The organism is Nocardioides antri (genome assembly GCF_008373765.1).
Lineage (GTDB): Bacteria > Actinomycetota > Actinomycetes > Propionibacteriales > Nocardioidaceae > Nocardioides > Nocardioides antri.
On sequence record NZ_VUJW01000010.1, the window covers coordinates 213104 to 224887 of the forward strand.

Sequence of the window (11784 nt, forward strand, 5' to 3'; positions counted from 1 at the left end):
TGCCGGGTCGGCTCATCCCAGGATGAGCCGGCCCGGCGCATTTTTTCGAGGTCACGAGGCCGAGTCGGCGTTTTCGAGTGGGGTCGGGGGCGCCCGTAGACTGGCAGGCATGACGATCGACCTGGGCCATCCGCGCGTGCTGTCGCCCGACGACCGGCAGGTGCTGCTGGCCGACCCGCGGGGCTACTGCGCCGGGGTCGACCGCGCCGTGGTGACGGTCGAGGAGGCGCTCGACCTCTACGGCGCGCCGGTCTACGTCCGCAAGCAGATCGTCCACAACAAGCACGTCGTCTCCAACCTCGAGAAGCGTGGCGCGATCTTCGTCGAGGAGCTCGACGAGGTCCCCGTCGGCGCCACCGTGGTCTTCTCCGCCCACGGCGTCTCGCCGGCGGTGCACGCCCAGGCCGCCGACCGCGAGCTCAAGACCATCGACGCGACCTGCCCGCTGGTGACCAAGGTCCACCACGAGGCGAAGCGGTTCGCGCGGGAGGGCTACACCATCCTCCTGATCGGTCACGCCGGCCACGAGGAGGTCGAGGGCACGGCGGGCGAGGCTCCGGAGCAGACGGTGCTGGTCGAGCACCCCGACGACGTCGACGCGCTGGAGTTCCCGGCCGACGCGAAGCTCGCCTGGCTGTCCCAGACCACCCTCAGCGTCGACGAGACGATGGAGACCGTACGCCGGTTGCGGGCCAAGTTCCCCCAGCTCGAGGACCCGCCGAGCGACGACATCTGCTACGCCACCCAGAACCGCCAGGTCGCGGTCAAGGAGATCGGCGCCGACGCCGACCTCGTTATCGTCGTCGGCTCCGGCAACTCATCCAACTCGGTCCGCCTGGTCGAGGTGGCGCTCGAGGCCGGCGCGAAGGCGTCCTACCGCGTCGACGACGCCTCGGAGATCGACGAGGCCTGGCTCGACGGCGTGGAGAAGGTCAGCGTGACCTCGGGTGCGTCCGTGCCGGACGACCTCGTGCAGGGCGTGCTGGGCTTCCTGGCCGAGCGCGGCTACCCCGACGCCCGGCCCGTGCTGACTGCCGAGGAGTCGCTGACGTTCTCGCTCCCCAAGGAGCTGCGCCGCGACCTCAAGGCGGCCGGCCGCCCCTGATGGCGCGCTTCCTCGACGTCCACCCGGACAACCCCCAGCCCCGCCTGCTCCAGCAGGTCGTGGACGCCCTCCACGACGACGCGCTGATCGCCTACCCGACCGACTCCGGCTACGCCCTCGGCTGCCGAGTCGGGAACCGGGACGGCCGCGACCGGATCCTCAAGATCCGTGGCCTCGACGACCGGCACCACTTCACCCTGGCGTGCCGGGACTTCTCCCAGCTGGGTCAGCTCGTCCACGTCGACAACGCGGCGTTCCGCGCGATCCGGGCGGCGACGCCCGGCCCCTACACGTTCATCCTGCAGGCCATGCCCGAGGTGCCACGTCGCCTCATGCACCCCAAGAAGCGCACGGTCGGCGTGCGGATCCCCGACCACGGCGTGGTCCGGGCGATCCTCGACCTCATGGGTGAGCCGCTGCTGTCGAGCTCACTGATCCTGCCGGGGGAGGACGAGCCGCGGACGATGGGCTGGGAGATCAAGGAAGAGCTCGACCACGCGGTCGACGTCGTCGTCGAGGCGGGGGAGACCCCGGCCGAGCCGACGACGGTCGTGGACTGGTCGGAGGGCTACCCGGAGGTGCTGCGGCGCGGCGCCGGGGACCCCGACCGCTTCGCCTGAGCCTGGTTGCGCACGGCGAGCACGCCGAGGCACAGGAGGTATCCGATCACCAGGGCGATCGCGTGCCGGGACAGCCCGGAGACGGTGGCCTGGACGACGCCGTCCTGCTCGTGCGCGATCGAGCCGGGCTCCGCGATCGCCAGCAGGGTCACCGTGACCAGCATCGCCAGCGGGGGAAGGACGCCGACCGTGAAGAAGTCGGCAGGCCGGACGCGCAGCGCGGCAGCGGCGCAGACGGTGACGAACACGAGGTCGAAGAGCAGCCCCAACCGGGCGCCGAGCAGCAGGTCGACGGTCGTCGCGGTCAGCAGCAGTGCGACGGCGAGCGCGGCCACCTGGTAGCCGGGCTCGTCGCCCTCCTCCCAGAGGGTGCGCGATGCGCTCGTCACGGTTCCACGCTAGGTCGGCGGGTGCGCGTGAGGGGCGCGGCACGCCGTACCTTCACGCGCTGAGGCGGGCCCCGGTCGCGGTGTCGAAGAGGTGGGCCGCCCGGGCGGGTACGGCGAGGTGCAGCGTGGTGCCGACCGCGGCCGGGTCGCGGCGGGGAAGCCGCACCGCGACGGTGACGGTCCGGTCGCCGAGGTCGGCGGACCCGTAGGCGAAGCTGTCCGACCCGAGCTCCTCGACCAGGTCGACCCGGACCGGGAGCCCGTTCCCGGCGCCGACCAGCTCCCAGCCGTCGGGGCGGACCCCGACGGTGACCCGTGGGCCGGACGCTCCCGCCGGCTTGTCGAGCCCGAGCCGGTGGCCGCCCACCGTGAGCCCGTCGCCGTCGGCCCTGGCCTCGAGCAGGTTCATCTGGGGGGACCCGATGAAGCCGGCGACGAACAGGTTCGCCGGCCGGTCGTAGAGGGCCAGCGGGGTGTCGACCTGCTGGATCTCGCCGTCGTTCATGACCGCGACCCGGTCGCCGAGCGTCATCGCCTCGACCTGGTCGTGGGTCACGTAGACCGTGGTCACCCCGAGCTCGCGCTGCAGCCGGGCGATGTCGCCGCGGGTCTGCACCCGCATCTTCGCGTCGAGGTTGGAGAGCGGCTCGTCCATGCAGAACACCTGCGGCTGGCGCACGATCGCGCGACCCATGGCGACGCGCTGGCGCTGGCCGCCGGAGAGCGCCTTCGGCTTCCGGTCGAGGTGCTCGGTGAGCCCCAGCATCTCGGCGACCGCGGTCGCCCGCCGGTCGCGCTCGGCAGGCGGGACCTTGCCCATCTTGAGCGGGAAGGCGAGGTTCTCCCGGACCGACTTGTGCGGGTAGAGCGCGTAGCTCTGGAAGACCATCGCGATGTCGCGGTCCTTGGGCGCCACGCGTGTCACGTCGCGGTCGCCGATGAGGATCCGGCCGTCGTCGACCGGCTCCAAGCCCGCGAGCATGCGCAGCGTCGTCGTCTTGCCGCACCCCGAGGGCCCGACGAGGACGAGGAACTCGCCGTCGGCCACCTCCAGGTCGATGCCGGGTACGGCGGGACGGTCGGTCCCGGCGTACCAGCGCTGTGCGTTCGCGAATGTGATGGCCGTCATACCTAGACAGCGTATATGTAAGTATGCTGAACTAACAAACATGTCCTGGCGAAGCCCGACCGACAGACCGTCCCGCGGGCGCATCAAGCTCCAGCGCGCCGACTCCCGGCGCCACCACCGGTCGATGCTGCTCCAGGAGCTCTTCGCCGAGGGCCCCGCCAGCCGGGCCGACCTGGCGCGGGCCAGCGGCCTGACCCGGGTCACCGTCTCCGAGCTGGTCGGGGAGCTGCTGGCCGACGGCCTGGTCGAGGAGCTGGGCGCGCCCACCGAGACCAGGGTGGGCAAGCCGCCGACGATGGTCGGCCTGGTTCCGGACGCCAAGCACGTCCTCGCGATCGACCTCTCGGTCGACGACCACGTCGCCGGGGCAGTCCTCAACCTCGCCGGCCAGGTGATCACCCGCGACGCACGCCCGCTCGAGGGCCGCCGGGGCGACGCGGCGGTCGAGGCCGTCCGCGCGTTCGCCGCCGACCTGATCACCGGCGCGACGTCCCCGGTGCTGGGCGTCGGCGTGGCCAGCCCGGGCGTGGTGAGCCCGGACGGCGTCGTGCTCGACGCGCCCAACCTGGGCTGGCACGACGTCAAGCTCGCCGAGACGCTCGGCACCGCGCTCGACCTCCCCGTCTACGTCGCGAACGACGCCAACACCGCGGTCCTGGGGGAGTTCACCTTCGGTGGCGGCGCCGAGGGCGGCCTGATGCTGATGCGGCTCAGCACCGGTGTCGGTGCGGGTCTGGTGCTCGGCGGCACCCTTCTCCACGGGGACGGCGGAGCAGCGGGGGAGATCGGACACGTCCAGGTCGTCGCCGACGGCGAGGAGTGCGCGTGCGGGCGTCGAGGGTGCCTGGAGACCTACCTGTCGGTGCCGCGCCTGCGGCGACGGATCGCCGGCGGCGGCAGCGACGAAGGCGTGCTGACCGAGGCCGCCGGTCATCTCGCAGGAGCACTGGCGCCCGTGGTGGCCACGCTCAACCTCGGCGAGCTGGTCCTCAGCGGACCGCTCGACCTCGTCGAGCCCTTGGCGCGCATCGCCGCGCCGCTCATCCGCGACCGGGTCATGCCGGTGAGCGCGGAGCAGTTCGTGGTCCGGGCGACGGCGCTCGGCGACGACGGAGTCCTCGTCGGCGCGACCGGTCTGGTCCTCGCCGCCGAGCTGGGGGTGTCGTGACTGACCTGACGACCTCCAGCAACGCGACCCAGGGCGGGGCGCGTGTTTTCAGGTCCCAGCAAGGAAGCAGAGGGAACTAGTGGTGCGCAACAAGAGGTTACTGGCCATCGCGGCCATCGCCGCCCTGCTGAGCGTGACCAGCGCGTGCGGCTCCGACGACAAGGAATCCGCCACCAGCGGTGGACCGGAAGAGGCGGACATGGTGGTGTGGCTCAACGGAGCCGACACCCCCCAGGCAGCACGGGACTGGCTCAAGGAGACGTTCGAGAAGGAGCACCCGGGCTCCACGCTCACGATCGAGGAGCAGGAGTGGGACGGCCTGGTCGAGCGCCTCACCACGGCACTGTCGTCGGAGGACCAGACGCCTGACGTCGTCGAGGTCGGCAACACGCAGGCGCCCACCTTCACGACCGCCGGCGCGTTCAGCGACCTCACCGACGACCTCGAGGAGCTCGGTGGCGACGACCTGCTGCCGGGGTTCGTCGAGGGCGCGACGGTCGACGGCAGGACCTACGCCGTGCCCTACTACGCCGGCTCGACGTACGTCTTCTACCGCAAGGACCTGTTCGACAAGGCGGGTCTCGAGGTGCCGAGGACGATGGACGAGTTCGTCGCGACGGCGACCGCGCTCAAGGCGGCCAACCCCCAGGACGACTTCTCCGGCTACTGGCTGCCGGGCCAGGACTGGCGCGACGGTGCGGCCTTCCTGTGGGACGCCGGTGGCGACTTCGCCGCTCCTGACGGGGACGGTTGGAAGGGCACGCTCTCCACGCCCGAGTCGATCGAGGGCCTGACCACGTTCCAGACCCTGTTCGAGGACGCGTCGGGCGCGCCTGCCGACGCCAACGAGGCCGACCCGGTGACGCCGTTCTGTGCGGGGAAGATCGGCATGATGTCGCGGCCGGGCTGGGTCATGGGCCTGCTGACCGACCCCGAGGCCGGTTGCCCGGACCTCGCGGAGAAGGTCGGCGTCTTCGCGCTGCCGGGCTCCGACGGTGAGCCGGCGCCGGTGCTGCTCGGCGGCTCGGACATCGCGGTCGCCGCGCAGACGCCCAACCAGGACCTGGCGCGGGACATCGTGGCGCTCATGCTGAGCGACGAGTACCAGGGGATCCTCGCCGAGAACGGCCTGACTCCCGCACGGCAGTCGCTGACGTCGCTCCTCGGCGACGACGAGTTCGCCCAGGCCACCATCGAGGCAGCCTCGAACGCCAAGCTCACCCCGGCCGCCGCGAACTGGGCGACCGTCGAGGGCACCCGGATCCTGGAGGACCTCTTCAGCCAGATCGCCCAGGGCGGCGACGTCGAGGAGCTCGCGGCCGAGGCCGACGAGCGGATCACCGCAGAGCTCAACTGAGCCAGTACGACGACAGCGGGGCGGTGCGTTCGCGCCGCCCCGCTGTGCGCCGAGCCACGAGGGAAGGAGAATCACGCATGGCCCGTCGTCGTACGGCCCGGCAGCCAGCGCTGCCGACCGTCCTGGTGCTGCCTGCCGCGGCGCTCCTCCTGCTCGCGCTCGGCTACCCGCTCGCCCGCCAGGTGGTGCTGTCGCTGCAGGAGTTCGGCCTCGCGCAGCAGTTCGGCCGGCCGCCCGAGTGGGTCGGGCTCGGCAACTACCGCGCCCTGGTCGGCGACTCGTACCTCTGGGCAGTTGTGCTCCGGACGGTCGCGTTCTGCTTCGTCAACGCCGCACTCACCATGGGCATCGGCGTCGGCATCGCGCTCCTGATGACGCGGATGAGCCGGTGGGTCCGGATCGCCGTCCAGAGCGGGCTGCTGCTCACCTGGGCGACGCCGGTGGTGGCCGCGATGATCGTGTGGCAGTTCCTCTTCGACACCCAGTACGGCGTGGTGAACTCCCTGCTCACGACCCTCGGCGCCGACTACGACGGCCACGCGTGGCTGGCCGAGCCGCTGTCGTTCTTCACGGTGGCCACCATGGTCGTGGTCTGGATGAGCGTGCCGTTCGTGGTGTTCACGACCTACGCCGCACTCACCCAGGTCTCCGACGACGTGGTGGAGGCGGCCGAGATCGACGGCGCCGGTGCGTGGCAGCGGTTCGTCCACGTGGTGCTGCCGACGGTCCGGCCGGTCCTGCTCGTCGTCCTGCTGCTGCAGGTGATCTGGGACCTGCGGGTGTTCACCCAGATCTACACGCTCCAGAAGGCGGGCGGCATCACCCGTGACACCAACCTGCTCGGCACCTACATCTACACGCTCGGCATCAAGGGCGGCGACTTCGGCACCGCGGCCGCAGCCGCGATGTTCATGCTCCTGCTCACCGTGGTGCTGACGGCGCCCTACATCCGGATCATGTTCCGCCAGGAGGAGACCTGATGGCCGCCCGCGCCCCCCGCCTGCCGGCACGGCTGGTCGCCAACGCGGTCGGCCTCCTCATCCTGCTCGTGACCGTGTTCCCGGTCTACTGGATGATCAGCCGGTCGTTCCTGCCCCGCAACCGGATCCGCAGCGACGAGCAGACGTGGCTCCCGGTCGACGGCACGTTGGGCAACTACGACCGGATCCTCACCGGCGACGGGTTCCGCAACGCGCTGGTCACCAGCCTCTCGGTCACGCTGCTGACCGTTGCCGTGGCGCTGCTCTTCGCGTTCCTCGCCGCCGTCGCGGTCAGCCGGTTCCGGTTCCGCGGGCGCACGTCGTTCATCCTCACCCTGCTGCTGATCCAGATGATCCCGGCCGAGGGTCTCTTCATCAGCCAGTACAAGATGCTCGAGGGCGTGAACCTCCTGAACTCGGTGCTCGGCCTCACGTTCGTGTACGTCGCCAGCGTGCTGCCGTTCACCGTCTGGACCCTGCGCGGGTTCGTCGACGGGGTGCCGCGCGAGCTCGAGGAGGCGGCGATGATGGACGGCTGCTCGCGGGTGCAGGCGTTCTTCACGGTGACCCTGCCGCTGCTGGCGCCGGGACTCGTCGCGACCGGGCTGTTCGGGTTCATCCAGGCGTGGAACGAGTTCACCCTCGCCCTCGTCGTGATGACCGACCCGGCGAAGGAGACCCTCCCGGTGTGGCTGGTCGGGTTCTCCGAGTCGCGGAGCCGGGGCGTCGACTGGGGCGCGATCATGGCCGCGTCCACGCTGATCACCCTCCCCGTCATCGTCTTCTTCCTGATCGTCCAGCGGCGGATGGTCGCCGGGCTGACCGCAGGCGCGGTGAAGGGATGAGCCTCGAGTCGCTCGCGCTCCGCGTCCTGCTGCCGTCGTTCCGCGGGCCCGACCTGCCACCGGAGTGGGCCGGCCTGCTCGAGGAAGGGCTGGGCGGGGTGTGCCTGTTCGGCTCGAACGTGACCGGCGACCTCGGCGACGCCCGCGCACTGACGGATGCCGTACGACGCGCTCGGGCCGATGCGCTGGTCGCGGTCGACGAGGAGGGCGGCGACGTCACCCGGCTGCACGTCCGCACCGGGAGCCCCGTGCTCGGGGCGGCGCAGCTCGGCGGGGTCGACGACCTCGACCTGACGGCGGCCGCGGGGCGCGCCGTCGCGGCGGACCTGGCCGCGGCGGGGATCGACCTCGACCTCGGCCCGGTCGCGGACGTCAACAGCAACCCCGACAACCCGGTGATCGGGACCCGCAGCTTCGGGTCCGACCCCGGCCTCGTGGGTCGGCACGTGTCGGCCTGGGTCGGCGGTCTCCAGGACGGCGGCGTCGCGGCCTGCGTCAAGCACTTCCCGGGCCACGGTGGCACCGGGCAGGACAGCCACCTCACGGTGCCCGTGCTCGAGGCGCCTGCCGCGACCATCCGCGAGCGCGACCTGCCGCCGTTCGCGGCGGCCGTCGAAGCGGGCGTGACGGCCGTGATGACCTCCCACATCGCGGTGCCGGCACTCGATCCCGACCTGCCCGCGACCTTCAGCCGGCCGATCCTCTCGATGCTGCGCGCCGACCTCGGGTTCGCCGGCGCGATCGTCAGCGACGCCCTCGACATGGCCGGGGCGTCGGCGGGCCGCGGGATCCCCGAGGCCGCGGTGCTCGCGCTGCTCGCCGGTGCCGACCTGCTGTGCGTCGGCCCGGACAAGGACGCGCGGCTGGTCCGCGAGATCCAGGCGGCGATCGTCGACGCGGTCCGCGCAGGGCGGCTGCTCGAGGAGCGGCTCGCGGACGCGGCCGGGCGGGTGGCGGAGATCCGGAGGGGCTCAGTCGTCAGCGGCCTCGCGCCTCCGCCGCCGGACCGTGCGCTGGTCCGCAGGGCGCTCGTGGTCGAGGGATCTCTCCCGGACCTCGCAGGCGCGCAGGTCGTCAGCATCGGCACGCCGGCCAACATCGCGGTCGGCGAGGGCGCGTGGGGCATCCGGCCGGACGTCGTGGTCGCCCCCGGCGACCCGCTGCCGGCCGGCCCGCTCGTCGTACAGGTCCGGGACGCGCACCGCCACCCGGAGGTGGGCGGGACGCTCGCGACGTTGTCGACCGCTGCGCTGGTCGTCGAGTGGGGCTGGCCGGGACCGTGGGACCGCGCCACGGCGCGGATCTGCACCCGGGGCAGCTCGCAGCCGATGGTGGCTGCGGTGGAGGAGATCGTGCGGAAGGCGGGATGGCACAGGTGACGGCGGCGGAGGCCCGGGTCGGGCTCGACATCGGGGCGACCAAGATCCACGGCGTCGCCGCCACCGCCGACGGGGCGGTGCTCGCCGAGGTCCTGGCGACCACCCCGACCGGCGGCGACGACGTGGTCACCGCCGCGGCCGGCGTCGTCGACGACCTGCGGACCCGGCTCGGCGAGGCGCTCGACGGTGTCGTCGGCGTCGGCGTCCCCGGTCTCGTCGACGCCGCCCGCGGTGCCGTGAAGCACGCGGTGAACCTCGGCGTCGACGACTGGTTCCCCATCGCTGCCCGGCTCGCGGACCGCACCGGCACCCGGGTCGTCGTCGACAACGACGTCAACGCGGCGGCGCTCGGCGCTGCGCAGGTGACCGGCCACCCCGACCTCGTCTACCTCAGCCTCGGCACCGGCCTCGCAGCCGCGTCCATCCTCGACGGCCGGCTGCGCCGCGGGTTCCGCAGCGCGGCCGGGGAGATCGGCCACGTCCCGGTCGACCCGCGCGGCCGACGCTGCCAGTGCGGCCAGGTGGGCTGCCTGGAGACCGAGGCCTCGGGCTCCGCGGTCGCGGAGGCGTGGCCCGTCTCGGGTGTCCCGCCGGCGCAGGCGCTGTTCGACGCCGCCGCGGCGGGCGACCTGCGCGCGGTCGGGATCCGCGACCACTTCGCCGCCCGCGTCGCGGACGCGGTCCGGCTGGTCTGCCTCACGGTCGACCCGGAGTACGTCGTCCTCGGCGGGGGTGTCGCCCAGGTCGGCGAGCGGCTGCAGGTCGCGGTCGCGCACGCGCTCGCCGAGCAGGCTGCCACGTCGCCGTTCCTGCGGTCGCTCGACCTGCCGGGGCGGGTGCTGCTGGTGCCCGGCGACGTCCCGGTCGCGGCCCTGGGCGCCGCGCTCCTCGCGAGGGCCGAGTCATGAGCTCGCTCGTGGTGCGCGGCGGAACCGCGGCCGACGGGGCGTCGTACGACGTGGCGATCGCGGATGGCCGCGTCGTCGAGCACGCCGACGGACCGGTGTACGACGCCTCCGGGCTGACCGTGCTGCCCGGACTGGTCGACCTCCAGGTCAACGGCGTCGGCGGCATCGACATCACCCTCGAGCCGGAGCGGCTGTGGGAGGCGGCGACGCTGCTGCCGGCGTACGGCGTGGCGGCCTTCCTCCCCACCGTGATCACCGCGGCGCCCGAGGCCAGGGACCGTGCGCTGGCTGCCTTCCGCGCGGGACCGCCGGCCGGTTGGACGGGAGCGGTCCCGCTCGGCCTGCACTTCGAGGGGCCGATGATCACCGGGTCGCGGAAGGGGGCGCACCCGGAGGGGTGGCTGCGGTCGCCGTCCGAGGAGCTCGTCGCGGACTGGTCCCGCGAGGCGGGAGTGGTGATGGCGACGGTCGCCCCCGAGCTCCCCGGCGCCCTGGAGGTGATCTCCTCCCTCGTCGCGCGCGGCGTCGTGGTCGCGATCGGGCACACCGAGGCGACGGCCGGCCAGGTCGCGGCCGCCGCCGACCGGGGCGCCCGCGTGGTCACCCACCTCGGCAACGCCATGCCACCGATGACCGCCCGGGAGCCCGGCGTCTTCGGCGCCGCGCTCGCGGACCGACGACTGGTCGCCGGCGTGATCGCGGACGGTCACCACCTCGACCCGGTCACGCTCGCGGCCGTCTGGCAGGCACTCGGCCCGGCGAGGCTGCTCGCGGTGACGGACTGCACGGCGGCGCTCGGCCTGCCGGTCGGTCCGACGCGGCTGGGCGACCAGCACGTCGTCCTCCGGGACGGGACGGTCCGCCTGTCCGACGGGACCCTCGCCGGCTCGGCGGCCTCGCTGCCGGAGTGCCTGCGGACCCTGCGGGACGCGACGGGTTGCTCGCTGGCGGAGGCGGTGGCGACCTGCACCTCGACCGCCGCGCAGGTGATCGGCGACGAGGAGCGCGGCCGGTTGTCACCGGGCTCGCGGGGCGACCTCACCCTGGTCGACCCTGACCTCCAGGTGGTCGCGACCGTGGTGGGCGGGCGCCTCGTGCACGGGGAGTGGCGCTGATGGAGGTCGTCCCGCTCGAGAGCTCCGACGAGGTCGCCCGGCTCGCGGCCGACACCATCGAGGCCGCGGTCCGCGCACGGCCGGACGCCGTGCTCGGCCTCGCGACCGGGTCGACGCCGCTGCCGACCTACCGGGAGCTGATCCGCCGGCACCAGGCCGGCGAGGGGCCGTCGTACGAGCGGGTGCAGTGCTTCACGCTCGACGAGTACGTCGGCCTGCCGTCCGGGCACCCCGAGAGCTATCGCGCGACGATCGCCCGCGAGCTCACCGACCCGCTCGGGATCGACCCTGCCCGGGTGCACGGCCCGGACCCGACCGGCGCAGGGCTGGCCTCGGCGGGCGACCGCTACGAGGCGGAGCTGGTGGCGGCCGGGGGAGTGGACCTCCAGGTCCTCGGCATCGGCTCCGACGGGCACCTCGCGTTCAACGAGCCCGGATCGTCGCTGGCGTCGCTCACCCGGATCAAGACCCTCACCGAGCAGACCCGCCGCGACAACGCGCGGTTCTTCGGCTCGGTCGACGACGTGCCGCGGCACGTGGTCACCCAGGGCCTCGGCACCATCCTGCGGGCGCGCCACCTGCTGCTCCTCGCGATCGGGGCCGGCAAGGCCGAGGCGCTGGCCGCTGCCGTCGAGGGTCCGCTGACGGCGTCGTGCCCGGCGTCGGTCCTCCAGCTCCACCCCCACGCGTCGGTGCTCGCCGACCCGCCGGCTGCGGCCGCGCTGGCCCGGGTCCGCCACTACCGCGACGTGTACGACGCGAAGCCCGCCTGGCAGCGGTTGTGACGCC

At 73.1% G+C, this 11784-nt stretch carries 12 protein-coding genes; 10 read left to right on the plus strand and 2 right to left on the minus strand.

Going from position 1 to position 11784, the window contains the following annotated elements:
• Positions 1-109 precede the first annotated feature (109 nt).
• On the plus strand, positions 110-1105 hold the full coding sequence (locus F0U47_RS16780) for a 4-hydroxy-3-methylbut-2-enyl diphosphate reductase (RefSeq protein ID WP_149751608.1): 996 nt from the start codon (positions 110-112) through the stop codon (positions 1103-1105).
• Positions 1105-1725: an L-threonylcarbamoyladenylate synthase gene (locus F0U47_RS16785; protein ID WP_149751609.1), complete on the plus strand. Its 621-nt coding sequence runs from the start codon at positions 1105-1107 to the stop codon at positions 1723-1725. Before F0U47_RS16780 ends, F0U47_RS16785 begins: the two co-directional genes overlap by 1 nt.
• Here the strand turns inward: F0U47_RS16785 and F0U47_RS16790 are convergent.
• Together F0U47_RS16790 and F0U47_RS16795 are read right to left on the minus strand one after the other, a co-directional pair.
• The gene (locus F0U47_RS16790; protein ID WP_149751610.1) at positions 1674-2114 is read right to left on the minus strand and encodes a DUF6542 domain-containing protein; all 441 of its coding nucleotides are present in this window, start codon (positions 2112-2114) and stop codon (positions 1674-1676) included. The two genes, F0U47_RS16785 and F0U47_RS16790, sit on opposite strands and share 52 nt — an antisense overlap.
• Before the next feature lie 52 nt (positions 2115-2166).
• Complete coding sequence (locus F0U47_RS16795) at positions 2167-3243, minus strand: ABC transporter ATP-binding protein (RefSeq protein ID WP_149751611.1); 1077 nt, start codon at positions 3241-3243, stop codon at positions 2167-2169.
• Between the two features lie 40 nt (positions 3244-3283).
• Here F0U47_RS16795 and F0U47_RS16800 point away from each other — a divergent pair, with 40 nt between their 5' ends.
• From F0U47_RS16800 to nagB, 8 genes are all read left to right on the plus strand, one after another.
• Positions 3284-4411 (plus strand): ROK family transcriptional regulator, encoded by a 1128-nt coding sequence (locus F0U47_RS16800; protein WP_149751612.1) that lies wholly within the window; start codon positions 3284-3286, stop codon positions 4409-4411.
• 82 nt (positions 4412-4493) lie between these two features.
• Positions 4494-5768 (plus strand): extracellular solute-binding protein, encoded by a 1275-nt coding sequence (locus tag F0U47_RS16805; RefSeq protein WP_149751613.1) that lies wholly within the window; start codon positions 4494-4496, stop codon positions 5766-5768.
• Positions 5769-5845: 77 nt separating this feature from the next.
• A complete protein-coding gene (locus F0U47_RS16810) occupies positions 5846-6748 on the plus strand; it encodes a carbohydrate ABC transporter permease (protein ID WP_149751614.1) in 903 nt (300 codons plus the stop codon).
• Positions 6748-7593, plus strand: coding sequence for a carbohydrate ABC transporter permease (locus F0U47_RS16815; protein ID WP_149751615.1), 846 nt, complete (start codon positions 6748-6750; stop codon positions 7591-7593). Before F0U47_RS16810 ends, F0U47_RS16815 begins: the two co-directional genes overlap by 1 nt.
• Positions 7590-8972 carry a glycoside hydrolase family 3 N-terminal domain-containing protein gene (locus F0U47_RS16820; RefSeq protein WP_149751616.1) on the plus strand — a complete coding sequence of 461 codons (1383 nt, stop codon included), beginning with the start codon at positions 7590-7592 and terminating at the stop codon, positions 8970-8972. The genes F0U47_RS16815 and F0U47_RS16820 overlap by 4 nt, the downstream gene beginning before the upstream one ends.
• Positions 8960-9880, plus strand: coding sequence for an ROK family protein (locus tag F0U47_RS16825; protein WP_149751617.1), 921 nt, complete (start codon positions 8960-8962; stop codon positions 9878-9880). Before F0U47_RS16820 ends, F0U47_RS16825 begins: the two co-directional genes overlap by 13 nt.
• Positions 9877-10995, plus strand: coding sequence for an N-acetylglucosamine-6-phosphate deacetylase (gene nagA, locus F0U47_RS16830; protein WP_149751618.1), 1119 nt, complete (start codon positions 9877-9879; stop codon positions 10993-10995). The genes F0U47_RS16825 and nagA overlap by 4 nt, the downstream gene beginning before the upstream one ends.
• Positions 10995-11780, plus strand: coding sequence for a glucosamine-6-phosphate deaminase (gene nagB, locus F0U47_RS16835; protein ID WP_149751619.1), 786 nt, complete (start codon positions 10995-10997; stop codon positions 11778-11780). Before nagA ends, nagB begins: the two co-directional genes overlap by 1 nt.
• Positions 11781-11784 lie beyond the last annotated feature (4 nt).